17 protein-coding genes are annotated in these 26487 nt (G+C 40.5%); 9 read left to right on the top strand and 8 right to left on the bottom strand.

The annotated features are described in order from the left end of the window. Nucleotides 1-6: 6 nt before the first annotated feature. Both EHQ64_RS18890 and EHQ64_RS18885 read right to left on the bottom strand, forming a co-directional pair. Entirely contained in the window at nucleotides 7-1008 is a 1002-nt protein-coding gene (locus tag EHQ64_RS18890; protein WP_135651361.1) for an alpha/beta hydrolase, read from the bottom strand. A gap of 113 nt (nucleotides 1009-1121) precedes the next feature. Continuing rightward, complete coding sequence (locus EHQ64_RS18885) at nucleotides 1122-1553, bottom strand: Rrf2 family transcriptional regulator (protein ID WP_135651360.1); 432 nt, start codon at nucleotides 1551-1553, stop codon at nucleotides 1122-1124. A gap of 179 nt (nucleotides 1554-1732) precedes the next feature. Between EHQ64_RS18885 and EHQ64_RS18880 the strand changes: the two genes are divergently transcribed. The 3 genes from EHQ64_RS18880 to EHQ64_RS18870 are packed head-to-tail and all read left to right on the top strand — an operon-like array spanning nucleotide 1733 to nucleotide 4024. Next, the gene (locus EHQ64_RS18880; protein WP_135651359.1) at nucleotides 1733-3199 is read left to right on the top strand and encodes a discoidin domain-containing protein; all 1467 of its coding nucleotides are present in this window, start codon (nucleotides 1733-1735) and stop codon (nucleotides 3197-3199) included. A gap of 5 nt (nucleotides 3200-3204) precedes the next feature. Next, complete coding sequence (lsa20, locus tag EHQ64_RS18875) at nucleotides 3205-3789, top strand: LIC11469 family lipoprotein adhesin Lsa20 (protein WP_135651358.1); 585 nt, start codon at nucleotides 3205-3207, stop codon at nucleotides 3787-3789. Nucleotides 3790-3817: 28 nt separating this feature from the next. Further along, entirely contained in the window at nucleotides 3818-4024 is a 207-nt protein-coding gene (locus EHQ64_RS18870) for a hypothetical protein (RefSeq protein WP_246048846.1), read from the top strand. A 64-nt stretch (nucleotides 4025-4088) separates the two neighbouring features. On the opposite strand, the gene EHQ64_RS18865 is transcribed toward EHQ64_RS18870, so the two are convergent. From EHQ64_RS18865 to EHQ64_RS18845, 5 genes are all read right to left on the bottom strand, one after another. Next, on the bottom strand, nucleotides 4089-4649 hold the full coding sequence (locus EHQ64_RS18865; RefSeq protein WP_135651357.1) for an MORN repeat-containing protein: 561 nt from the start codon (nucleotides 4647-4649) through the stop codon (nucleotides 4089-4091). A 42-nt stretch (nucleotides 4650-4691) separates the two neighbouring features. Further along, nucleotides 4692-6383 carry a glycosyl hydrolase family 67 gene (locus tag EHQ64_RS18860; protein WP_135651356.1) on the bottom strand — a complete coding sequence of 564 codons (1692 nt, stop codon included), beginning with the start codon at nucleotides 6381-6383 and terminating at the stop codon, nucleotides 4692-4694. 4 nt (nucleotides 6384-6387) lie between these two features. Continuing rightward, nucleotides 6388-7254 carry a DMT family transporter gene (locus EHQ64_RS18855; protein WP_135651355.1) on the bottom strand — a complete coding sequence of 289 codons (867 nt, stop codon included), beginning with the start codon at nucleotides 7252-7254 and terminating at the stop codon, nucleotides 6388-6390. A gap of 146 nt (nucleotides 7255-7400) precedes the next feature. Then, on the bottom strand, nucleotides 7401-8468 hold the full coding sequence (locus tag EHQ64_RS18850) for a fatty acid desaturase (protein ID WP_135651354.1): 1068 nt from the start codon (nucleotides 8466-8468) through the stop codon (nucleotides 7401-7403). A 157-nt stretch (nucleotides 8469-8625) separates the two neighbouring features. Beyond that, nucleotides 8626-9771 carry a helix-turn-helix domain-containing protein gene (locus tag EHQ64_RS18845; RefSeq protein WP_135651353.1) on the bottom strand — a complete coding sequence of 382 codons (1146 nt, stop codon included), beginning with the start codon at nucleotides 9769-9771 and terminating at the stop codon, nucleotides 8626-8628. Between the two features lie 459 nt (nucleotides 9772-10230). Between EHQ64_RS18845 and EHQ64_RS18840 the strand changes: the two genes are divergently transcribed. From EHQ64_RS18840 to EHQ64_RS18815, 6 genes are all read left to right on the top strand, one after another. Continuing rightward, nucleotides 10231-13851 (top strand): tryptophan 2,3-dioxygenase, encoded by a 3621-nt coding sequence (locus EHQ64_RS18840; protein WP_135651352.1) that lies wholly within the window; start codon nucleotides 10231-10233, stop codon nucleotides 13849-13851. Nucleotides 13852-13856: 5 nt separating this feature from the next. After that, nucleotides 13857-17570 carry an Ig-like domain-containing domain gene (locus EHQ64_RS18835; protein WP_135651351.1) on the top strand — a complete coding sequence of 1238 codons (3714 nt, stop codon included), beginning with the start codon at nucleotides 13857-13859 and terminating at the stop codon, nucleotides 17568-17570. Nucleotides 17571-18003: 433 nt separating this feature from the next. Beyond that, nucleotides 18004-19575: a BTAD domain-containing putative transcriptional regulator gene (locus EHQ64_RS18830; RefSeq protein WP_135651350.1), complete on the top strand. Its 1572-nt coding sequence runs from the start codon at nucleotides 18004-18006 to the stop codon at nucleotides 19573-19575. Nucleotides 19576-19706: 131 nt separating this feature from the next. Next, nucleotides 19707-20708: a hypothetical protein gene (locus EHQ64_RS18825; RefSeq protein WP_135651349.1), complete on the top strand. Its 1002-nt coding sequence runs from the start codon at nucleotides 19707-19709 to the stop codon at nucleotides 20706-20708. A 53-nt stretch (nucleotides 20709-20761) separates the two neighbouring features. Continuing rightward, nucleotides 20762-21769: a putative solute-binding protein gene (locus EHQ64_RS18820; protein WP_135651348.1), complete on the top strand. Its 1008-nt coding sequence runs from the start codon at nucleotides 20762-20764 to the stop codon at nucleotides 21767-21769. 76 nt (nucleotides 21770-21845) lie between these two features. Continuing rightward, nucleotides 21846-23831 carry a TRAP transporter large permease subunit gene (locus tag EHQ64_RS18815; RefSeq protein WP_135651347.1) on the top strand — a complete coding sequence of 662 codons (1986 nt, stop codon included), beginning with the start codon at nucleotides 21846-21848 and terminating at the stop codon, nucleotides 23829-23831. Nucleotides 23832-24131: 300 nt separating this feature from the next. On the opposite strand, the gene EHQ64_RS18810 is transcribed toward EHQ64_RS18815, so the two are convergent. Then, the gene (locus EHQ64_RS18810) at nucleotides 24132-26444 is read right to left on the bottom strand and encodes an inorganic phosphate transporter (protein ID WP_135651346.1); all 2313 of its coding nucleotides are present in this window, start codon (nucleotides 26442-26444) and stop codon (nucleotides 24132-24134) included. Between the last annotated feature and the right edge of the window lie 43 nt (nucleotides 26445-26487).

Below are 26487 nucleotides of genomic sequence, written 5' to 3'. Positions count from 1 at the left end.
GATCAGTTACTTTACTCCAGTTTTGTTTAGGAAATCCAGAACACCTTTTCGGATCTTCTCTTTATCCGAATCCACATGGATAGAAGTGAGGACATGACTTCCATCTTCTATTTGTAGTTTCTCATTTAAGGAATTCGGAGCTTCCCCACCAATTTTGTCATAAGCCTTTAACATAGCAGGAACGCTTGCAGTTTTATCCTGATGGTCCTTATCTTTATAATAATATATTAATAAAGTTGGGACCTTTATCTTCTCTAGGCTATGCTCTCCCAATACGAATTTGGTTGCATTGCTTACATGAGTGATTGCGGAAAGATATTGGTCCTTATACCAATATTCGTAATAATGTTCTCCGATCCCATCATCGGGTTTTTTAGCAGGTGATTTTCGGATCTTTCCTTGGACCAATTCGCCGATCGTCATCCCGCCCGGGTAAAAGAAAATTTTACCTGCAGGGACTGCAAAATCAAAAAACGGAGAAAAAAGCACAAGGTCTTTGATCTTATCGGGATATTTTCCGGCGAGATATACGGAGATGAGCCCGCCCATACTAGTTCCCATTAGTATAACATGATTTCCTAATTTATCCATCATCAATAGGCTTTCTTCCGCTGCACGAAGATATTCGGTAAAAGGAGTATCCCTATGATCCTCATTATTCGTTCCATGCCCTGGAAGTCTCAAATAATAGGTATTTGCCTTTAATGTAGAAGCGATCTTGTCTACAGTTTCTTCCCCTTCCGCTCTTGAGGCTCCGAATCCGTGTACATACAAGATTGCGTATTCGGTTTTTCCGGGTGAAAAACGAATGAGTTTTTCTTCCGAGCCTGATCTTCCATGCAGAGCTTTTGTCTCTTCCAATCTTTTCTTGTAAAAAGAATCGAAACTTTGGCTTAGATCCTCTTTAGGATGGAATTCATATTTCGGAAATGTAGCGTAATAAATGCCTGAGTAGGCAACCAGCACCAAAACAAGGCCGATTAAAACCCGTTTGAATATTTTTTTCATTCTTCTCTCCAACCCCTTCTGAATTCATAAGGAGCGACGAAGAGGATATTAGGATTCTTTAGTTTTGAGGCAAGGATTTTTGTTTAAAAGAATGGACCTAAGTCCTAGGGGACTTAGGCTCTTTTTTTCTTTTCGGAATCCAATTGAAATAATACATCCGAAAGATAGAATTCCGAAAGTTTGGCCTCTAAAGCCGCCTGAGCCTCTTGGAATATACCTGTCAGAGTGATCTGGATCTTCTTTCCTATAGGGCATTTAGGATTCGGTTTATCATGGATGGAGAAAAGAGGGGCCTCAGTTTCTACTGCCTTGTAAATTTGCAAAAGTTGGATTTCTTGAGGAGGTTTGGCAAGTTTTGCACCTGCTACACCTTGTTTAGATTCAACAAGTCCTGCCTTTTTTAATTTCCCTAGTATATTTCGAACTACTACCGGATTTGTCCCGATGCTATCCGCCATTATCTGGGAGGAACTTGCTTCTTCTTTGTCCTGATCGATCAGGGAGAGGATATGGATTGCTATGGAATATCTGCTAGGTATCGACATCTTTTCCCCTTAAGTTATATTTACGCGAAGTTTCGGTTTCGCCAATCATAATTTCAGACTCCGAAAACCGGAAAGAACTCCAGTTTTCGGGAACAAAAATCAATTTTCGGCCGGTTTTTTCGTTTTACCAATCTCCTAAGAAATATATTTCTGATCTCTGCAATTTCTCGGAGGCATTGATGTTCGCCAAATATTCGACTTTATTCCTGGTCGCATTGTTCTCTATTACATGTGGTAAAAAATTACCTGTTTCTATGATCACCGCAACCTCTATGGAAAGCGGACTTCCATTCGAGATCTTAGAAGGAAAAGAATGGAGACCGGAAAAAGAGGCTAAATTCGTTAAGCTTCATTTCTATCCGGACGAGACCTTTTTATTATCCAAGATAGAAGTGGAATCCTGCAATGGCGGGGACTTTTCAGATGCTATCACCGCCTATATTAATTTTGATGAATATAGCCAGGACTTGTCCACAGGATCGACTGCTTCGGTTTCTTTCGATGCACCTAAAAGTACTCGTTCAGTTACTTTTAACTTTCATAGGAATTTAAATCTTTGTGTCCAAAAGGTAAACTTTTACGATGATAAAGGTTCTAAGTTAAAATGGAAGGGGCCTAAAGTTGTAGAAGCGAGCGTAAAAGCTTCTGAAACCGCTAAACCGAATTTATCTTATGACGTAATGAACTTATTCGATTCCAGATACGAGTATGCTTGGGCTTCCGACAAGAACGGGCCTGGTGTTTCTTTGGATTTTGAATTTAAGGAAACACAGAAGATCAAGGCGATCAAAATTTGGAACGGATACCAAAGATCGGATAGACATTGCCAAACAAATGGTAGATTAAAAACCGCTACACTTATCGGTGATAACGGTTTCGAGGAAAAGATCACGATTGGAGATATGATGGGACCTCAAACTGTCCAATTCTCCAAAACATTCGAAGGCAAAAAATTAAAACTGAAAGTGGACTCTATCTTTACCGGAAAGGATTATAAGGGTGTAGTCATCAGTGAGATCCGTTTTTCGGATGGAGAGGATTGGATCTTACCGAACCCTATGGAGCAGGTTAAGAAGATCGCAAAGAATAACTTTTTCCAATTCTCCGCAGCCAATGTAAACTATGTATTGAACTGGAGTTATGTGGGAGGAGAATTTACGGGAGATATTCCTGCTGCGACTGCTAATGTGGAAACTGCCCCTGCTACGGAAAGCACCGGAGAAGAAAATCCAAATCCAGAAACAAACCTTATTTCTTCCAATTGGACCTTAAGACTTAGATCCGATGGAAGTCTTTTTTTCGAAGGAAATACTACGGAAGCGGAAGCGGATGGCCCTGGGCAGATCAATAAAAGTTTCTTTGCATTAGGAAATTATGAAGTTAAAGAAGCTAAACCTGACGGTCTAAAACTTCGCATATTCGGTCTTGTGCGTAAAATGAGCCAAAGGGAATACAACGAGGATTATTATGGCGGGGACTGCAATGGATGCGGAAGGGACTGTAATAATAGTGAAGATTCTGAGAATGGGGAGAAAATTTTCCAAGAGACTATCCTTCTTCGCAAATCCGGAAATAAACTTTACGTAAAGAACGAAAACCCCGGAAAGATTTTCCAGTTTACTACATTAGAAATGAATCAGGAATAATACCTTTGCTCAGAAATGCCTTCTTCGTTTTGTTTTTCGTTCTTTTCTTTAATTATTGCGAAAAGGATAAAACTTCGGATCCCTCTTTTTCCTTAAACCTTGCAGGGAAAAAAGGAGGGGTAGAGGTTCAAGTAGAATGGATGTATAAGGGCCTTCCTGGAAAAATAAATCTGTATGAGATCGCATCCCAAAGACCTGTTCAACTTTGGGATACGAATACCGTTTCTGATTTGAGTCTTGCCCCGGTTTCGAGCCCGATCGAAAATTCCAAATTGATCTTAGGAGCTGGAGAAACCAGAAAATTCGCTTTGGTATATAAGAATGAAACGAAAGAGAAATTATTCTTTTTCGCGGCTCCTCATTCGGTAAATCCCCCCGAGTTCGGTTTCGGTTTTAAGTTTAAATGTCTTTGTGTGAATCATTTGTTTCAAGTAGATCCCGGCGCTGTTTGGTATCGTATCGTTGAGATCCGGACAATGCCCAATTGGGCAAGCGAGGATTTTACGATCACTCATACTCTTGTAAGAGTAGATCCGTCCCAAGCGAAAGAATGGGCAAGTTCAAGCTCGCATTCTCATTCGGACGAGTAGGAATCTTTTAGATTTGGAGGAAGGAACTATGGGAAGGGATCTGTCTAAGGACCAGAAACATTTTAACTGCAGTGAAGAACATGAGATCGAGTATGTAGCAAGTTTGTATGCTCATTCAGAAAAAGTAAAACAGTTGCTTAAGGACAAATGTAAATCCAAAGAAATACATTATTCTACTCATGCTGAAGTATACGCGTTGATCGAAAAAGAACTTAAATATCCTCTTCCTCATTAAGGAGAGTCGGAAGAAATCGCTTTCGTAAAACTTTGTTTTAGAGTGCGATTTCTATTTCGATAATCTATTTAACGCAGATAAGAGCCTTATTTTCTAGATGGCATTCTGTTATTGTGCCATCCGCTCTTTTATAAGGTCCTGGGTTGGAATTACTGGAGTCTTTAAATTCCACTTCCAAAATGCTTCCGTCTAGGAAATAAACTTTTCCCAAACCTTTAATGATCCCGCTCGCAAAATTCCCTTGGATCTTGATCCCGTTTGCGTAAAAGTAGGAACCGTCTCCTTCTTTCAGGTCGCTTACATAGATCCCTTCGAATTTATCCCCGTTTTTATAGGAGAATTTTCCTTTACCTTCTCTTAGGCCACTGCTGAAACCACCGGTATAAGTGTCTCCATTCCCATAGACATAAGTGCCATTTCCGTTTTCGCAATTTCCGGATTCGCAACGCCCATCCTCTGCATTATCATCCAAATTAGCTGATCTGGAAGCAGAAGCTCCGGCTCCTCTTTCGGAAGAAGAAGGGTTGCTTGGAGGATCCGTATCTTTTGTTTCCGTAGAGGAACAATTGAATATTAGAAAAAGCGCAAAGAGGGAAATATTAAGTCCGACCAATAAACGAGCCATGGTAGGATTTTGGACCTGGATCTAAGATCCGTCAATCCGATTTCATTTCAATAATTCGCGGACTGGCATCCCCTGGCGATTGATAAAATCGGGTAATTTTTTCTGGATCCCTAAAAATACGAGGTAGTATATTTTTCTCAAAATCGGATGAAATAGGATTTTATCCAAGATCCTATATTTACTTCTTCTTCTCAAAAAAAGTTTTAAAAAAAGGACCAGGAACGCATTCGGTTTGGACTTGGATCCTTGGAATTGGAAACGGAATGTTTTCGGATATTTTTTATGATACTCTTTTGCGAGTCGTTTAGATTCGGAAATTAAATTGTTACTTCTCGAATAGATGAGTTTTCTTGCGTTTAGGATCAGACGGAAAGTTTTCTTTTGGAATTGGAAATCGTAAGGCAGATCCAATTTTTCGGATATTTTTTTCATTTTAGAAAGGGATGAAAATGCATTCTCTCCGAGCTCCAGGGAGGACCTTGGATCCGGATTCAAGGCGGAATATAAGAGTCTAAACGGATCCGAAACTGTGATCTTATCCCAGGTAATATGTAGAAGAGGAGGGATCCGAACTCTATGAAGATAAAAACTTTGGGAGGAGAATCCTGGATCATACAATAGATTTAGGATCAGATCTTCGCTCAGTCTTAAAAATTCTAGAAATTCATCCAGATGTTTGGAACCGTAAAATTTACGTATACAATCTTCTAAGCTCCATTCCGGTTTCGTAAAAAGTTTTACAGAAACAAAACTATTCAGCTCATTCCAATAAGAAGAACGTTTTAAAAATGTGATATTCTTAAAGGAAGACCAACCTCCCGTCTGTGTCCAGACACTTATCCCGGACAGATTTGCCTTTCCTAAAAGTTCGGATCTATATTTTTCATACATCCAGCCTACGAAGCTAGGATATTCTCCGAATCCTTCGTATTCTCTTCTTGCCTGTAACTCCAAAAGTTTCGGTTTATTATCTAAGAAGAAGAGAGGATTTAAGGGAAGGTATCTGAAAAAATCACCTTCTCCATATTTTAAGGAAATGATCAGAGATTTACTTTGAATATTGTGAAATACTTTCTTGTATGTTTTTGGATTCCAGATCAGATCTCCTACTTCGTAGGCTCCTAAGGTCCAGGTCCTGAAGATCAGTTTTTTATCATATTTTTCGAATATAGGAAGTACTTCCTTTAGAAAATGGTTCGTTTGTTTTGGGGTTTTGAGAAGAAGTTTACTTCTAAAATCTCCAGTGACGTCCACTCCGTCGGATTCACCAATCCTAAGTATGATGCCAGAAATTTCCGGAAAAGAGCCGAATAGATCCTCGAGTGACTCTTTGAAGAGGGAAACGATCCGCTCTAATTTTCCTTCAGTCTCTTCTAAGATAGAATCATTTACGGAGAAAAAATCGCTTGTGATAAAAATTTTCAGATCTTGGGAAGAAGCGATCTTGAATAGTTTTTTATATTTTTTACGATAGGATCTTATCTTTAGGCTTAAACTTTCAGGATAAAAACTTCTTTCAGAAAGATAGCAGAGTTCGTCCAGGCTGATCGCATTAAATCCTAATTTAGAGATCCGTTTTACGTATTTAGAAAATGATTCCCTTACCCTTTTATGTTTTTTCTTGGAAGGTAAAGAAGATTTTTCTAAATGAGAAAGAGGCGCCTTCGACCAGTTTAGATGTTTCTCCTTAGATTCTAAGAAGAATGGAGCGGATCCGTCTACTAAGGCTAACATTCTTTTATTCCGTTTTTTTTCTATATCGAATGGATTCTAATGCGGCAGCGAGAAGTATAAAAGATCCTCCGATAAATTCTTCCTTTCGAGGTACTTCGTTAAGGATCGCCCATGCTAAAATTGCGGAATACAAAGGTTGGACCGTGGAAAGTAAACCCGCCGTCTTTACTTTCATTTTAAATACCGCTTTGATATAGAATGTATGTCCTACGGCTGTAAAAAACAGACCGAGTAATATGATGAGTCCCCAGTCTCTCGGGTTTGAGAATAAGTTTTCGAAGAATAAGATAGGGCTTAAGAGCAAACATGTAACAAGTGTCTGGTGGAACATGACTTGCGTAGAACCATGTCCTGAAAGATATTTTTTAGTGAGAAGATTTCGAAATGCCATTGCCCAAGAAGAAGCGAGCCCGAGCCCAACGCCCCAAAAATATTGGTCCTTCGGATCGAAACTTGGAACTAAGATCCACATTCCAAACACTACTAAAACTGCAAGTCCTAGATCCATAGCTCTGATCTTGGAAGGAAAGAAGATCGGTTCGAGTAAGACCGTCCAGATCGGATGAGTGAATAATGTAAGCACAGCGATCGCGATATTTGCCTCTTGAGCGGATCCAAAAAAAGTGACCCAATGAAATGCGAGCAGGGCGCCTAGGGATAAGGAGATTAGGTTTTCCTTTTTTGTAGGAAAGAAGAAGGGGCGTTTTCTAAAAAGAAGTACGGAACCTAAGAGACTTGCTGCAAATAATGTTCTTCCCCAGGTGATCAGAGAAGGGGAGTAAAAGAGTATTTGAGCGAATAAAACGTTTCCGCTGATCAGGATTTGGGATAGTTGGAATTCAAGATAGGTTCTAAGTCTATTTTCCTGCATCTGGCAGGACTAGTTTTTAGGTATTAGAAAAGAGGAAAAGGATTTAGTTTAGAATTCGTTTGGATTTCTACGATTTGTAATAAACTTTTGAAAAGAAATGGATTTGGACAAAACGTCCAAATCCCTATACCAAGTTCGATTTTATATTATACCTCTACAGGTTTTAGGACTCCCAAACGATTCCCTCTAAAAATACTTCCGAAATCATTAAATCGTATCCCGTATCGTTTCATTGCAGGATGAACGAAAGGTGCCACAGCTTGTCTTAGATAAAATGGTTGGTTTACCACAAAATGATGGATCCCATGTGTACTTCCGAAATTAAAACAGAAAAGATGAAGAGGGAATAAGAACCAACGATTCAATACTTGAGTTTGGTCATGAAGTCCGTTCACATCTCCGTAATAATGCATATTGGAAGAAACGATCTGGATGCTCGTCTGTCTGATCCAATTCGGGATCGTATAAACAACTGCTGCTATATTCAGAAAATTGCGGATAGGGTCCAGCCAAGTAGGAACTTCAACAGGTTTTCCTAATAATTCATTTCCGATATAGAATAGATTGATAAAAAGAAAATTATACCAAAGATGATAATAGATCACTAAGTAAGGCCAACTGGATCTTGTGATCTCACTTCTTTTGAATTTCGGAGCCTCTTTTCTGAGGATATGAGATTGAAATAGAAAGGACATGTTCCCGTCCATCATAGTGATAAAACGTTTTAGTCCGAATTTCATTCCGTTACCGATTAGACGTTCTTCTATATCTTCCTTATGCCCTGAAACCTTATGATGAAGAGTATGGATCATTCTTCTATACCAAGGACTTACTGTGTTCCCTCTGAAGATCCAAACTGTCCAAAACATGAAATTCTGGATCTTTAGATTATCCTTATAGTATAAATTATGAATTAAGTCGTGTTCGACTTCGTGTAGAATAGAGGCAAGCACCCCATTGACTACGATACATGTCCATGCAGGAATGATCCCTGCGATATACAATCCAGCAAAAAGGATCATTCCTACTGCGGAACCTAAAGTGATGCCTAGACCGATCCCATCTTGGTGTTTTAAAAATTGGAATTTATTACGAAGTTTTCTATCTCGGAAGCGGATCCATTTCATGATCTTCTTACTTCTTTCCCTTGGGGATAATTTTTGATAAAGTTTCGTTGGAACCTGAGCAGTCGCTCTTTCTGCAATGGCGATCATCGGTTTTCTCCGTTTTCGTTTTCGGTTGAGTTATATTACGGAAAATTCAGGAAGAAGTCGTCGCAATTGATCGAATGCAACCGATTTCTCGGTCCCAATCTATAAACTTTTACCTAATCGAGAGTATCTGATATTAAATGGTTTGAAGCCAAACCGATTAACTCCCTCTAAATTCAGAGGGAGTTTTTCCTGTATGTTTTTGAAAGGCTCTATGAAAGGAAGATTTTGTAGCGAATCCGACTTCGAACGCGATATCTAAGATCGATCTATCCGGTTCTTTCTGCAGAAGTTCGCAGGCCTCTTTGATCCTATAATCGTTTACGAATGCGGAGAAGTTTTTACCAAGTTCTTGGTTGATTAACTCGGAAACCTGGTGTGTGGAGAGCGCAAGCTCATCTGCCAAATCCGCAAGCCCTAGTTTTTCATCCCGATAGAGTTTCTCTTTTTCCATCAGATCCTTTAGGCTTTCTCTCAATGCATCCCTGTTCACTCCGGATAGAAGAGAGCGGGCATATTTTTGGCGGGCAGCTTGGCTTACTTCTTGTAAGGTCTGGAAGAATGCAGGTCGTTTATGACCGATCAGATAGGCGAGGCATAAGCTTAAGCCCATCATCGCAGAGCAGGCGAGTAAGAAAATAGGAGACTTAGTCGCTAGATAGATCCCGCCGAAAGCCAAATTCACGAATGTGGACAGGACCATGAATCCCAGGATCCTTGCAGTCCATTCTTCCTTTAGCACATCTAAGCGGAGAAGATCCGAACTTCCTTTTAGGATCAGATAAATATAGAATACCAGAATGCAAATGGGGGGAGTGAGTAAAATTTCCCCTTCATTCCAGCCTGTTTGGGTCAAGAAGATCCTGATCCTCTCTAAGAACCAAGTCTCCGGAACTATCAAAATCACTAGAAAATACCCGAGCCATACTAAGATCGGGAGGATCAGATGTTTATTCTCGAATCCGAGATATCCGCCGGCTTCTTCCGAATCTCTATCTTGGCTAACCATATGGATCCCGAATAGGAGAGGTCCTACAGAAGCGATCAGAGGGAACTGGGCTAAAGATAATCTTGGGAATTCTTCGTATAAGCCCGAAACCAGGAATAGAAAGCTTCCCTGTAAAAGCCCTAAGATTAGGAACATCAGGGATAAAAGCCTATTTAAGGCGGTTTTATTTTCCATTACAAGCTGCCCGAGCGACATTAGGATCCCAAGAGCAGTCCCAAATTGGGTCATTCCGTAGAAAATTAGAAACCAAATCCCTTGGTTGTAGGCACTATGACTCTCTATTCCCTGAATAGGCATGGCAGGGAGAATTCTTGGAAGAAGGCCGATTGTCAAGAATTCGAGTGGGTTTGGGACTTGTTGTTTGAATAGTTAATTTTGTAGGCTCTTCTACAGACTCAAATTTAGGATTTTCAAATTTAGAACAAAATCTAGAATAAATTATATAAAACAAATGTTATTTTAAGTTCACCACATAAGGGATACATAAGACTTTCGTTTTTTATAATATAGTTTTATTTCGAATGGACAAAATCGAAGTCTCAAAAGATAGATTGAGACCTTCAATCGAAAAGCCCGATGTTGAATAACAATCGTTATTTTAAAAAAAGCCAAAAATCAACCGGAAACTTTTTATAAGCCCTCGCTTATTTTTTTTCAAATGCATTGGAAATATAAGCCTGATATAAGCCTACTTTATGTAGCGATCGCTATGCTGTCCATACTTGAAAAGAAACCGTTAGGGACTAGCTAATAGATATGAATAGAAAGAAAGCATACATTCTTTTCTCGCTTTGTGTCGCTCTTGGATGGGGTTGTCAAGCGGGCGGGGATAAATCCAGCGCGGATACCTTTTATGATAATATAGATTATAAAGGAATTCGATTATTCAATATATTCGACGAATATCCATCTATTAAATCCGGTTTTCAAAGTTTAGAACCTATCAGCTTTAATCTTAAGCTAGAGTCCTCTATGACAATCCCTTACAGAGAGGATATCGTAGGGTTCCTAAGAGTGTCCGGAGATCTTTTACTCAAACCGGAAGCTCACGTCAGACAATCTCTTTTAAGAGTTCATTCCTTATTGGATCGTATTGAAAACGCTCCGAATAACGCATTCCACGTTTTACAACCTTGGTTAGAATCACTTCGCACATATCGTAAACCTGTGCTTCGTAATTTGTCTCCTTTGAGCCAAACCGCATTGAAGTATATGTATACGAATTATTCCAAGGAAACAATGGAAACTAAGTTCAAAGAAGTTTCCGCAATATTAAGAGATCCTGAGATCAAAATACTTTTCGTAGAACTGGAAGATGTATTAGATAAAGCAATTAACCGGAATCCGAATGCCAAGTCTGCGATCAATGGGTTGCTCGCAGGGATGGTGGATCCTTCTCTTATTTCAGATCGGATCATGAAAGAAAAGTTGATCCAAATGATCTCCGCAGTAGGAAAATCATTTCGCCAAAGAGCGGGATTTAGCGATGCAAAATCTTCCGAGACTGTATTAAAGAACTTAGTAGTTAATTTAGAATATTATTATACAGCATCTGCACCTACTGGAGACGATATAAACTTATATTCCGATCCAGCTTTTGCAGATTATAGAGACGCTACGTATCCTGCAGAACTTTCTACTATCTTGTCCGAATCCTTTCGTTATCTGAGACCAATGCTCGGAAAGGGAGGGGATTATACTGCAAATCCGAATGTTCTTCTCTCCTTAGAAATGGCGAAAAATTTCGCAAAGTTCGATTTTTCTTCCAGCATTACAGGTGTAGATCATTCTTTAAGAGAATTGATCCGACTGGATGCAAATGGTTTGGATAGATCTAATCCTGCGAATATCACTAGTAGCCCGGTTACCGCTCTTGAATCTTTGATGTTTATTCTGACCTTGTCGGATGTCTTTGGGTATCGTTGGAGTGAGCCAAATATTCCGACTCATGCACGTCTTGCAGGTTCATCGGAAGGCGGAACAATGACCGGCGGAGTGCTGACTGTAGGGGATAGCATTTATTCCATGAAATCTACAATGATCGGAAGCCAGGTTGGTGTTAAAAAATTCTTATACGAAAGTCAACAAGATGGGGCTGTATTTAAAAACGCAGACCCAAGTGCTCCAACAGCTTTTAATATGGGGATTAATACACCTACTTTAACTCTGTTAGAGGCTCCGGATCCGACGATTGTTCCCGCAGCGAACGACCCCGTTTATACTAAAACAATTCCATTTATTATGAAATTGATCCGTACGGTTTTAATTTCTGGTGGTGGACCGTACTATAATAAAAATCGCACAGACTCAAATGGGAATGTATACACCATTGATGGAAAACTCTATAAAGATTCTAACGGTATAGATCAGATCTATAAAGAGTCTTGGACCACATCAGAATATAGGATCAAAGTATCTAATACTGCAAGTGGTTCCTGTTCAGGGGGCACCATCTGTAAATGGGTAGGACCAGGCGGAAGAGAAACTAACGCGACTGTGGCAAATAACTCATTTACTCAAGTCGCTTCCGGCCAGAATGCTTCCGGCACAAAAGGTTGGAGTATTCCTGTTTGGGAAATTGCAAAAGATAACGCAACTGAAAGAGCAGTAAATACAGACGAAGAAGCGATTTATAAGAATTTCCAATGGCTTCTTCATGAAAAACGGATGGTGGCTGTAATTCCTCTTCGTGCTTCTCTTGGAGCAGGGGTTTCATACAAAATGGCTGCGTTTGTAACTCTGATTGCAAATGGCTTAACGGGTCTTATGAATGCCAGACCTGTTTTGGATGCAACAACCACTGTTTGTGGAGAAATGAAGAACGCGATCTGGAGAGTTAAGGATACATTCCTGAAACCTGGGTGCGCTGGTCCTTCTCAACCTAACTACAGAGTTCCCGGAATTCCGGTCCTGCAGGAAAATTATTCTGATATTCCAGGCGATAGTATGTTCTATTTGGAAGCTTGTGATTATGGCACAAGCGGCGCCAGTCCTCTTACATTCAATAGTTTAGGAGATGCTTCCGTTTATAGTATTTTCTATCCGGATCCGGATGCTTATGGAGTTCTTCCGCAAGTAATTGCTGCAAACTTTGCAGTAATGGAAAGATTATCCTTTTTGAGCCCAGATAAAATTTTGCCTTCTGGACCCAATGTTGCGTATGGAAAATCTGTAGATGAATCTTGGGAACAGAGAAATAGACTACTTCCTTTGATCCTTGCTTTAGCTTGGACCCTGGATGATCAAGCAAGCCCTAGCTTGAATAAAAATCCGTTCCAAATTCTTACTGGCCTTAGTTCTGCTTTAACAAGACCGCTCTTGGCAAGGATTAGAGATCCCGAACCGGGAAGTGGGGGGAATGATGCAAATCCAACTAAAGCCGCTTGGATAGACGTTGTGAAAATCATTAACGTAGATTCAAGTATTCGGTCCAATTCTGCAACAGAAGGGGAGTATTTCTTCAGATACTTGGATCCTATTTCAAATAAACAAATCCGTTCTCCACTTTCTATCTTAGCTGAGAACGAAAGAAGATACCAAGACGGGCTTTTAAATCTTATTTCAAGAACCGATCTCTTAAGCACATTCGTACAAATGCTTGCAGAGATGGGAAAACCGGAAAGAGCGAGCGGTGCTCAGCTTACTTTTCAAGCGATCGCAGATCTGATGGGAGAGATTAAACTTTCGAATGAAAGTCCTACTCCGATCCAATTCAATTTGGAAGCGTATCTGGGAGAGATCAGGGATATGGCGGCGGCTTTCCCTGATTCCAGAGTAACCAATATTTATGATCCTGAATGGGATAGATTGGGTGTTTGGGCGGTTCGTATTCGGGATTATTTCGATCCTGATTCCGTTTATAGTCTGATCTCCACCTTAGATTTCTCCATGGATATGATCATAGATAATATTCCTACGAGTGCTCAGTTGACTGCTGTTGTAGATCTTCTGGGGGGACTTGTTCGAGACAATACGAATACTCAGGATTATTTAATTACGAATTTATTAAGTGTAGATACTGCCGACTTAGCTGAAGTCTCTTCTCCTTATGGTAGAAGCACCGTGGGAGTTTTGATGGGAATCGTTAAGGACGGAGAATTTTACACTTATTTAGAAACGGATATGAGATCTCCATATCCAATAAAATCCATATTCAAAGACGCTAAAAGACTTTTGGTGTCGGATATGATCCAAACACAAAAAGAAGACCAAAGCTCTCTGATCTATACTGCGGGAGTGTTGATGGGTATTTTTGCGGATCTTGCTTCTACCGGTAAAAAACAATTCCCGGACGGATTCGTGTTCTATGACAGATTTAATGAGGATGAGAACTCTGACACCTATTGGGATAGGTTCGTCACGGTCTTTACTCGGTGAGAATAATGAAGAGAATTTTTTTGGGAAATATAAGTCGAGGGCTGGGAATGAGTCTTAAAAATACAAATGTTTCTTTTGCTAAAAGGGGAATACAACTCGCGGTCTTTTCAGTTTTATTTGGGGGCATTTTAGGATGTAGTCCCGAAAAGATGAAAGGATTTGCAATGTCGGATATTTTCGATTTGGGATTTCTTTCCGGTGGAAGAATTTTCGACGCGAACCCGAATCTGCAACCACCTTATAATAGCGTGGATAATAACACTGCAGTTCTTCCTGTAGACTTTGGATCGACTAGTCCGCAAGCTTACCTTTATATCAACTCTACTGAGAACGTAGATCGATATAAAGAATTAGAAATTCGTTTTTCTCATCCAATGAATACTTCTTCTGCAGAGCAGAATTTTGCGATTAGCGGAGTAACCGGTAATCTCACAGGGCCTAATCCTGGCGGAGAATTCTACTGGAGAAGTGCTCAGAGATTAATCTTTAATCCTTATAGGGAATTAAAACCGGCTGAGACTTATACAATCACTATCAATCCAAATGCTGCAACTGTAGCTGGAGTTGCTTTGGAAAATTTCTCAGTTTCCTTTAGAACGACCGCGGATTATAGTGTGACTAATAAGATCACTCAAGGAAGCCAATATTCCTTGAATGGCACGAACGATATGACTTTTGATCAGTCAGCTCCTCTACAACTGGCGTCTCAGTTCGTAAGTCCTGTCGTTGGAGAAAATTATATTCAAGTGATCCGTTTGAAAAAATTAGGATCATCTAGTTCCCAAGATATTTGTGCCTCTGCTCCATGTTCAATGAGCAGCACTATTTCTTTGAACCTAAATACTTCTCAGGTTCCTCCTACAGTTGGTGGGAATACCTACTACTATGAGATCGTAACCGCGAACGGAAAAACCTTCCAAAAATATTTCAGCTTTAACTATGGAAGATTGGAAAATCCGAATAACGTTCTTCCTTACGTAGCAAATGGTGTGATGGACGAAGCTCAGATGCTTCCATTCTTAGGAAAAGCCATCCAGAAATATACAACTGGCGCATTCAAGGTAAAGGATATTAATGGAACTCCTCGTACTTTCCAAGAATACTTATTGGGAATGCCTGATTTTCCTAAGAAAAAATTCTTTGAGAACAACGCTTGGACAATCGGTGAAGCTTGTATGAGACAGGACGCTAAAATGTCCGGTGATGCGAACGCTGCTGCATTTAAAGATTTTGAATATATCCCTGTATTCGGAGCTAAGTCAGGAGGTGCCGGCCGAGGATATTGTTGGGTAAGACACCCTGATTGTGTCACTGATAACGGTCCTCCATTCCATCCTAAGAAAAGAAACGGGATCGATAGAGACCAATGGTGGAACATCTATAATAGTAATAACTGCGGACAAAACCAGAATAACGCGAACTATCCTCAAGCATGTAAGAACTTATTCCATTGGAATGAGGCTGCGTGGAGTCTTTGTCATTATCCTACCGACGTAAAAACGTATAAAAACGGTGGATATACTTCTACAGTATTCTCTGCATTCGGTAGACCGGAAGGGGATATCGGATCTGCGGGAGAAGATTTATTGGATTGTGCATTCCCTGCATGTTTCTTCGATTCTTATCATATCGAAAAAATCGCTCCGGGGCCTTTCTCTAAATATAGCGCTATTTTAAACGTCGCTTCCGGTGGAATTGCAGACGGTAGTGCAGCAATCACCCTGGACGTATATGTTACGGACATGAGGCTTCCTAAGTTTGTTCGATGTGGATCGAATAACGCAACTCATGGCTGCGCTGCAGGAACAGGAACTCAGTTAGGAAACGTCGTTGCTGACTTGAAAGTGAATCCAGGATCAGGAGCAGTAAATCCAGGATTAGGTTTGGATCTGAAATCCAGATATACCGAAGTGGATCTACTAGTCGTGTCCCGTTTCGAAGACTGGTATGGAGCGTTTAACGGTCCTGGAGCACTACTCGTTTTCAGAACTACTGCAAAGTTGAACTGGGACCCTGCAGTTGAAGGAACTTTAAATCCGGCTGGATATGATTGGAACGATGTAAAACTTTCCAAACCTCGTTTGGCACTCGCTCGTACTCGTAACAATATGACTGTGACTGCAGACGGTTTGATCAATATGACTGTGAAGACACCTTTCACCGTAAACGACGATTACTTCCCAGATAATCCTAGTATTGCGCAGATACTTTCCAATTCGAATAACTTTTTCATTCGTCCATGGGCAAACCCTTTGCATATGACTCTATCGGGTTTATATCCTGGAGAAGATACTTCAGACTTTATGTATACTGAGCCTATGACCTATATTCATGGTAGTGAAGGTTTCAACACCATCATCGAAGCTCTCGTAGGTAGGGCGGAGTTGAGTAATATGGCGAACCTGACAGTGGATCAGGTAAAACAGATCATCACTCAGTATATGTTGAGAGATATCGTTCAAAGGATCGCTCCAAACGTATTGAACTCGGTTATTGCTGACTTAAGAGATACAGGAGTTACGATCACTTTACCAAGTTATCTTCCTGCACCTCTTGGAAACTTCCCATTAACTGTGAAGTTTAAATTGAATACAGACGCTACCATCAAGCATGATGGGACTAACAAAGGTCTTGTGACTTCTTTGGATTTTGCTTTTACAAGCGGATATACTCCAGCAGCAGGACTTAGGACCCAATCCGGAAAAACTGGAATGATAACTACGAGGTCTTGGACAGCAGCAAATCCACCTCCTTCTACATATCAGTTTAGCCAATCTGCTGCGAATCCTGGATTCTTGATCTCTATGCATACGGATACGATCTCTCAGGCTGCCTTCCATTTATGGCAGAGAAGGGGATTGGATATCGTATTGAATAAAACATTCATTGATGGAATGAACTCTTTTGCGGGTGCGGATCCTTTATTCGCTTTGACTACGACTTTCTTGAAGGCATCTCCTTTAGTGTCTATTTTGGTTCCTGGAAGAAACAAACTCCAGGGATTGAACGGTTCGAACCAAATCGCTCCACCGGTTAAATCCTATGATGACGTGGATATGGTGATGTCTCCGATCCATGCTCCTCATGTGAAGTTTAAGCCGATGACTTCTGCAGGAGTCCCTAAGTTGAAATTATACTTCACAGAAATGCAATTGCAGATCATTGCAAAAAAACCTGCATCTTGCGCAGGCTTGACCGATGATGAACTAACAGATTGCCAAGCTGATACTAGACCGAACGGAACTCAGCAAACACTCGGTACAATTCGGATCAGTTTTGCTGCGGATGCAGACTTCCGTTTCAAAATGTTCTCTAACCCGACCAATAACCCGGCTCTTGCAAACTTGAATGCGTTGCAAGTAATCTTAGATCCTGTGAATAATCTGGATTATTCTGTGGAGGTATTGGAAGGACAAACTTACAATCCATTCGGTTTGGATCCAGAAGGTGTTAAAGCGGTATTCTCTCCGTTAGTCACTACTCTCGTGATCCCGATGGTAAATAGTATTATGAAAGAGATCCCAATGCCTCCGAATATCACTTTTCCTAAATTAATCAATCCTGCAGGAACTCAGGCTTGTTCGATCAGTGCAAAAAGTGATAAGGTGCAGTTCTTTACAATTAATACTCCTCAAGTAGCGGAACCGTATCTCTTAGGAGGGATGAGATTTGTAGGACAAGCAGTAACGGATCCTGCGTCTCTGATTGTTTGCCCTTAAACACTCCTAGCTATTTCGAAAAACTTGATGTCGAAAGACCGAAATGGAAAAACCCTTTCGGTTTTTTTTTAAAAGAGAAATAGATTATAAAAATATGTAGAAGATGAAGATAACGTTATAACAGGAGAATTGTTTAATAGAAAATATTTGAGTGAGTAATCACTCGTTGTCTATTGCAAGAATCTTATAAAGAAAAATGCAATTTTGATTTCGTTTTGCTACAGATTCGCAAAAGTTTATCGTTCGATCATGATCGAACGGCATTCGTTATTGCATAACAATCGTTAGAACGTGCTATATAATCTTCTAAAAAACTAAAAACTATCTAACAAATACTTGCATTTAAAAATAGTGAGCATTTAGTCACATTTTTTGTTCCGTTTTCATAAATGGGTTGCAGGAAACTTGATAAGATAGGAAACGAAAAGTGGATATGACGTATTATCAGCTCTCATGTTACTTGGTAGTTACTGTATTAGTCTACCGTACGATTCATAATTTAGTTTTATATCTTAGAAATCGTAAACAGGCATACTTACTTTACTTTGCATTATTGCAAGTAGCGTATGGAGCTTATCTATTCTGTTTTATTCAAACGATCAATGCCGAAAGTCCTGAAAAGGCTTTGATTTGGGAAAGGACTGAAAACGCTACATCTGCGATTTTTGCTACGTTTATCGCATTATTCGTAAACAGTTATAAGAAACTTTTTAGCAAAGACTTCATCTATCTATACGTATTTATGAACCTGATCCTTGCAGGTATCCTGTTGCAAGATCCGAACGCTTATACGATGAGCGCTTCTCATCCGAAACACTTTCCTTCTTTAGGCATTGTGATCTACGAAACGGATCAACCTACGATCATGCAGTTCGTTTTCCTTTCTAGCATCCTTCTCATCCTCTGGACTGTGACAAAGGTAACGACTCAGTTCTTAAAAAATAGATTTAGAAATCGTTTTCTATTATACGCACTCGTTCTTTTCTTCGCGAGTTTGATTGCGGATATATTAGTTGCGAGCGATCTTCTCGGAATTCCATATACTTCCCATTTTAGTTTCTTGGTCTTAATGTTCTCGGTGGATAGCTTCTTAACCGTAAACAAATCGGAAAGGGAAGTTAGAATAGAATTTAAAGAGTCCGTATCTAAATGGCTAACTAAACCAGAAGCTTCTTCTTTTGCGATCCAAGGAAAGAATAAGGACGATCTAGATCCTAAAGTTTCCAAGGGTAAAAATCAGAATGCTAAAAAGCTGAATGTAAGAGCACTTGGACCTTTGGAATTGGATCTAGATGGGAAGAAGATCCCTGCAGCAGAATATTCTAGTAAGAAAAAACTGTTGAAACTCATTAAACTTCTAATGGTCCGCTTCGGAAAAGGGATCCATAAAGAGGAATTATTGGAGAATCTTTGGCCCGGAATGTCGGAGAAAAATGCTCTCAATAGTCTTCATGCGCTATTATTCCGTCTTCGTAAAATTTTAGGAAATCCGGAAGCTGTCGTTTTTGCGGAAGATAGGCTCTTCTTCCATCAGGATCTAGTAGAGGCGGACTTCGTAGAATTCGAGAAAAAATTCGAAACTGCCGGAAAACTTCTGAGAAACAAAAAGGAAGAAGAAGCAATTCAATGTTATAGAGAGGCACAAGAGCTCTATACTGGAGATTTCTTCGAGTTCGATCTGTATTTCCCTGAATCCGAGTTAAAACGAGAATATTTACGTAAGAATCTGATCGAGATCTATAGGATCCTATGTGAGTTCGCTCAGAAATCGGGAGATTCCAATTCTCTTCTATCCGATTCCGAAAGTTGGATCCGTTTGGATGATCTGGATGAAAGAGCTTGGAGATTCCATTTCGAATCTTTGCAGGCACTCGATCGTAAAAACGAGGCTCTCCGTAAATTCGAAGATATGAAGAAGATCTTGAAAAAAGAATTAGGTGTGGAGCCGGATCAGGAAACTGTTGCTTTGATCGAGAAGATCCGGATTATCTCTCCAGTTAGTTGAGATAGTTTTGGAAACGCTGCACTATAAAATAAAACATTCATTAGAAAAAAAATATTGGACGAAGTAAATCCCTTCTGTACGTTCTTCCAGAATCCCCCATATTTCTAAGTAAAAATAACCCCCGAAATAAAATGAATACACGAATCCTTTTTTTTGTAACGATTGTTACAATTACCTTAGCAAACTGTTCCATCGTATATAGAGTTACAGGTAAGACCTTAAACTCTTATGCCCAAGACCATCTAGTTCCTCATTATCTTGCTTCCGATGATTTGGACGCGATATGCACAGGTGGAACTGCGCTTGGTCCATTGGTTGCATCCTTTGAAAGAACCGGAGCTTCCGTAGAACTTGCAACTATGGTAGCACAAATGGGTGCGGGGATGTGCGCGGAGAAGCAGGCACAGGAAGCGGAACTTCAATATATTGCTGCAGTTCGTAGAGGAAAGGGTGATGAGGCTTTAGATCATCAAGCTCGCCAGATCAGATATCATGGGGTCGCCGCAAAAAGATATGGGGATGCTCATAATCGATTCTTACAATACTTCGGAGAATGGGAAGGTAAATGCCCTTCTATCAGTTCCGATGAGGAATTATATTATTTAGTAGGACTTTCTTCCGGTTTACTCGCGATCCTTCACGATTTCGCATCCCAAGGTTATGCGGGAATTACAAGAGACGTTCCTAGCGTAGTTTCAGGAGCTTCTAAATGTTTGGATCCGAAAAAATGGTGGGGAACTCCTTTAGCATTGGAAGCTGTAGTTTGGCTTTCCGTTCCTGGAGCTACTCCTGAAGGTAAAGATCCTCTGAAACAAATGGAAGAAGCAGTTAAGATCGGAGACCAAGCAGGAGTTCGCCTTGCGAGGGCATTCCAGATCCAGGCTGCTGCTGGAAAGGGAGATGTCGAAAAGATCAAGAAACTTATATTAGATCATTCTAAAGTTCTTGGTCAGGTTCCTGCAAAGAAGGAATATCTTTTCTTAGAGGCATTCGCAGAAAACTTATCACGTCATGAATCCGATAAAATTTGGATGAAAGAAACCGGACATAGAGGACCTATCAATTTCTCCTCTTTCCCGGGAAATAAAAAGAAAAACAATAAAGAAGAAGATGATCTGTTAAAAGGTCTATGAGCGGTTCTTGGATGGAAAACGAAAAAAACGGGACCTTAAGGAGAAAAAACTAAATGAAGAAGTTTCTCATTCTATCGGTAATCATTCTCGGGACTTGGATGTCCGTAGGTGTGGGAGCAGCGGAAACTGTGGATCGATCCATGTGTGTGTTCGATCCTTCCGGCGCCCATGGGGACGTGTTTAAAGCGGCACAAAGATACCAAGCTCAAGCTTTAACATGGGGAATCCGCCTAGATCTGAAGGCATATACCGACGAAGTAGTCGCTAACTCCGACTTTAAAGCGGGCAAATGTCATATGGCTTTTTTGACTTCTCTCAGAGTGAGAAGTTATGTGCATGAATCAGGATCTATCGAAGCGATCGGCGCTTTGCCAAGCTATGATCTTCTTCGCAAAACGATCGAAGCATTATCAAATCCTAAAGTAAGAGAACTGAACACTGACGGTGATTACGAGACTATGGCTATGTTCCCTGGTGGAGCAGTGTATCTTTTATTACGTGATAAAAACTTAAAAGATATCAAGGACCTCGCAGGCAGAAAAATAGCAACTCTTACTTATGATCAGGCTGCCACCACTATGGTAGATATTGTAGGAGCTTCTATGGTTCCTGCAGAGATCGCTACTTTTGCGGGGATCTTTAATAATGGTAGAGCGGATGCTTGTTATTCTCCTGCTATCGGTATTAAACCTTTGGAACTCATGAAGGGTATTTCTCCGAATGGAGGGATCGTTCGTTTTCCAATCGGACAATTGACATTCCAAATCGTAGCTCGTCATAAGGATTTCGCAGAAGGTTACGGAAATAACTCTAGAGCTTGGGCGGCGACTCAATTCGACGCGATGCTTTCTTTAACCAAAAAAGCAGAGCAAGAGATCCCGGCTAAATTCTGGATCGAAGTCCCGAAAGACCTTCAGAAAGATTATTTCGAAAAATTCAGAGAAGTAAGGATTAGGCTGAGAGACAAAAAAGTATATCATCCTACCATTCTAAAACTGATGAAACGAGTACGTTGCAGTGCTGATAAAGAAGCTGCAGAGTGTTCGGACAATCTTGAATAAATTCCAAAATTAAACAAAAAAGGCGGGAAATTCTTTCCCGTCCTTATATCAATCGCAGATTCCAGAGGATATTCTAATGTGGAGAAAAATCGTTTCCTGGGCGGTATTATTCTTTTTATTCGTACCCCTTGTCCAGAGCGGAAGTCAGCTTGTTCAAGCTAGATTACTAGGTTTAGGCGGAAGTATTTGGCCGAACTATGCCATGATCCGAAACGTATGCGTTGCGGATCCGAATGCAAACACAGATGCAAAAGCGGAAGTAAGCCAAGCGGATATGGACGCTTTGGACGATATCGGTTTGGGGGACACTGTTCCTAAAACCGCGCAAGTTCCAACTGGTCCTACCGAAACTCAATTGGAGTTAGAAAAACTCGCGGGTTCTTTAACACTCGGTCAAAAAGTATATTGCGGTTTTGAACGTAGGCTTTCTTGGATCACGATCTCAGCCATCGATTATATTCCGATGACTATGGTGGTATTACTACTCGTTGCAGGAACTGTTTCCACTACGAGAAGATATCATATCGCTCTTCGAAATCCTGAAAACTCGAAAGAAGAAAAGATCACAGAGTGGAGCCAGGTGATTGCAAACCTGGTTATATTGGTTTCTGCAGCTTTCATGTATCCTTTACAAAAAGGAGTAGAAGCTCAGATCCAGGTGCTTTGGGTCTTGGGACTTGCTCTTCTTTCTGGATTAAATATTCTTAATTTAAAAAATCCTGTATTTAAAGATGGAGAAGGAAAACAAAACACCAAGTTATCCAACGCTTTACTTTGTATTCCGTTGTATGCCTGGATGGCGATCGTTTGTGGTCTGTATTTCTTCTTATTGGAGCATCACCCTGCGGGTCTTGCGATCTATCTTCAGAAATTGACTGCACATGCTTCTCTCTATATACAGATCGGTCTTTATGTATGGACCGGTATTCTGTTGAGAGATACTTCTTTGGGCAGAAGATTTTTCGACTTATTAAATCCTTGGAAATTACCTTCGGAACTTATGGCAGTGGTCGTAGTTGTAGTCGCGGCTCTTCCTACCGCATATAGCGGTGCATCCGGAATTGTCGTACTTGCATTAGGTGCTACCATCTTTAAGGAATTGAGAAGAGCAGGGGCAAGCCAAGAAAGAGCATTGGCAGCGACTGCGATGTCAGGAAGTTTAGGAGTGGTCCTCCCTCCTTGTCTTTTAGTTGTGATCGTAGCTTCTTTAAATTTGGAAGTTACTACGGATGAATTGTTCTATTGGGGTTGGAGAGTATTCGCTCTTTCTACTACATTCTTCTTGATCGTAAGTTGGTTTAGTAGAACCGAATCCTGGAAGATCCGTCCTGAGCAAGATGCATTTGCAAAATCGCTGAAGGCATTAAAATCTTTCTCAGTATATTTGGTGATTTCGGTTACTATCGTTCTGGCTATTGTTCTGGCACTTGGTACTCATTTCGATGAAAGAACCGCTCCTTATATCCTGCCGATCGCAATGCTTGCTTTACTCTTCATCGATTATCGTATTTCCAAAAAGGAAAAATTGGAGAAGGGTGAAACTCATACGGAAGAAGTGGAACTTTCCAGAACTTCCTATGATGCGGGTTCTCACTTAGGAGCACTTTTACTTCTAATGGGAATGTCGGCTTCTATGGGAGGGGTGTTTGAAAGATCGGAAGTGATTAATCTATTCCCTACTCATTTAGGATCTCCTTTCTCTGCAATGCTCATTCTGACTTTTGCTCTAGTGATCATTGGAATGTTGATGGATCCATATGGAGCTGTAATCCTCGTTTCCGTGACCTTATATCCGATCGCAAAAGTGAACGGGATCCATCCTTTGAATTTCTGGATGACAGCTCTTGTTTCTTTCGAGTTGGGTTATTTGACTCCGCCTGTTGCTTTGAACCATCTATTGACCAAACATGTGGTTAGAGAACAGCTCATTGAAGATAAAAGTTTAGAAGGAAAAAGTTTCTTTGCTAGGCATGAACATATCGTGATCCCGATCATCGTTCTGACATTGACCTTGCTTGTAACTGCTTTCGGACCTATTCTATATTCTAAATACGCTGGGTAAGGATTTTATTTCGCACAGAGGCACTGAGAAGCACAGAGAGATTTTAGTCTTACTAAACTCCGTGTTCTCTGTGAGCTCCGCGTGAACCTTTGCAGCTGATTGCATTCCATTTTCGCACAGAGGCCACGGAGATCACAGAGAGGTTTTAGTTTTATTAAACTTTGTGTTCTCTGTGAACTCTCAGTGCGAACCTTCGCAGCTAATCAATTTTAATTCCACGCGAAGCCGCGAAGTAAAAGAAGATAACTAATCTAATTTCCTAACTCTGCGCTTCTCAGCGGCTCTGCGTGGTAATCGCAGCTATTTTTTCTTTTTCTTCTTATCTTTCGTTTTAGGGAATTCCAGTTTAGAAGATCCGAAGTTTCCTTTTGAGAATTGTTTCTTTTTGGTTTCTATCCAAGGTAAAACCCAGACAAGTTCTTCCGCCAAAGCAAAAAGGTTCTCGTTAATATCCACAAGTTCTTCTACTACTAAGAAATAGGCTACGCTGGATTTAAGTTTGCTATCGCCTTTACGGATCCGCTTCATCTGATTTTTATAGATGCGGACTTTAATATCGGAAAGTTCTTTAGTCCTTTTGCCGGATCTCGCCTTATCGATCAGGCCTGGGACCTTATCCGACTGTGCTAATAGTTCGAAAAGATCCTCTGCGAGTTTACGAAGTTCTTTTAGATCTTCTCTCTCGTCTTTTGTAAGTCCTGTTTGGAAACGATCTATTTTTTCAGAAGAACTTCTATGAATATTCACTAGATTTTCTGCAATTCTATCAATATATCCGAGAGCATTTGTAAATGGATGGATCGCTTGGTAATCGGATTCTTCAAAGTATCTATCAGCTAGGCTTAAGAAACTAGAGATTGAACTTTCATAATTTTTCTTTAGATTTTTTAGGATCTTAGCTGCCTGTTTGAAATCCTTCTTCTTCCCGCCTATATAACCGGAAGAGAGGGTATTCATCGCTTTTTTAGCTAAGAGCAAATTTCCCAATAGAGAAGAGAGGGACTTTGCTAAAGCCTTTTCCGGATGTTTGCTAAGAAGAAGAAGTTTTTCCAAATTCTCATCGTATTCCGCTTTTCTCTTCTTATGGATCTTATTGAAAGCGAGAACTAAAAAGAATGTGATAAGTAGTACGATTACGACTGCGGTGAATCCGAAATAATAGAATAATGCAGCGATAAAACCTCCGGTAAAGGATGCGAAGATCGCAGTCATAAACCATCCACCAACTACTGTCAGAACCCCACTTACACGATTGACTGCATTTTCTTTTTGCCAAGCCCCGTCTGCGAGAGAAGTTCCCATTGCGACCATGAATGTAACAAATGTAGTAGAAAGAGGAAGTTTTTCGATTGTTCCTACAAGGATGAGTGCGGATGCAATTAGGATATTTACGGAAGCTCTTAGTAGGTCGAATGCATCGCTTTCATGTAAACGAATTAATTCCAAGGTTCCGCTTTGTTTAAAACGGGAAGAGATCCAGTTTCGAATGATAGAAGGTAGGAATTTTTTTATCGGATAATATACTCCGACTGCTATCTGAACGAATACTCTTGCGACTAAGCTGGACTGATACGCTTCTACAGTTTCTCCTTGGGAGCCTAAACTTACTTCAGTTCTTGTGACGGTTTCTGCCTTCTTAGATTTGAAAAGAGCAACGATCATCACGAGTGCCGCACCGATTAGCAAACGATTGTCCGTTAGAACTTCTTTTCCAAGTCCGCTTGCCATCGTATTTGCATCCCAATTGGCTGCCTTGATGAGTTCATGAGTTTGTAAACTCGCGATCGGAACTCCGATAAAATTCACTAAGTCATTACTTGCGAATGCCATTGCGAGTGCTGCTGTTCCGAACAGGACCACGATCTTTAATACATTCACTTTAGAAAGGATCAGGATTTGATACAGCAGAGAGAAGCTGATAAAACTGAATGCAAGAATTGTCTTAAAATTGGTTTGGATCCATGCGAGCACGTCTTTACTTAAGAAAGTGGAACCCTTCATTGCGGTAAGTAAAATGAAGAAGATCACGACTGTGGTTGCAAGTCCCGAGAAGATCCCTCCGAACCATTTCATCGTTTTCTCCAAGCGGAAGCTGAAAATCAGACGGAAGAAAAACATCAAAATAAGCCCAGCAAAGAAAGCCAGGATCACGGATAATGCGATACCGAAGATGATCTTTAGCGCGGACTCAGAGTTGATGATCTTAAATGCTTCGTTCAAGGTTTCCGTTTTTAGGATTGCCATGACTAAGGATGCACCTAATAACTCGAAAACAAGAGACACAGTGGTGGATGTAGGAAGTCCTAAGGTATTATACAGATCGAGTAAGATAATATCCGAGACCATCACAGCTAAAAATAAAAACATTAGCTCTGCTAAGCTGAAAAACTCAGGATGGAAGATCCCTTTTCTTGCGACTTCCATCATCCCGCTGGAACTTAAGGCACCTAAAAGTATCCCAAATGCGGAAACGATCAGAATGACTCTTCTGGAAGCTGCTCTTGCGCCGACTGCTGAATTCGTAAAATTCACTGCGTCGTTGGAGACTCCTACGAGTAAATCCATGACTCCGAGTACAGCCATGACTCCTACGATGATTAAGAAAATATCCATATAAAGATTCCTGGAATTTGAGGAAAAGATAAGCCCGAACCGG

Source organism: Leptospira sarikeiensis, assembly GCF_004769615.1.
Taxonomy (GTDB): domain Bacteria; phylum Spirochaetota; class Leptospiria; order Leptospirales; family Leptospiraceae; genus Leptospira_B; species Leptospira_B sarikeiensis.
Note: the sequence above shows the minus strand (reverse complement) of the source record. Positions and strands in the feature narration are given on the sequence as shown.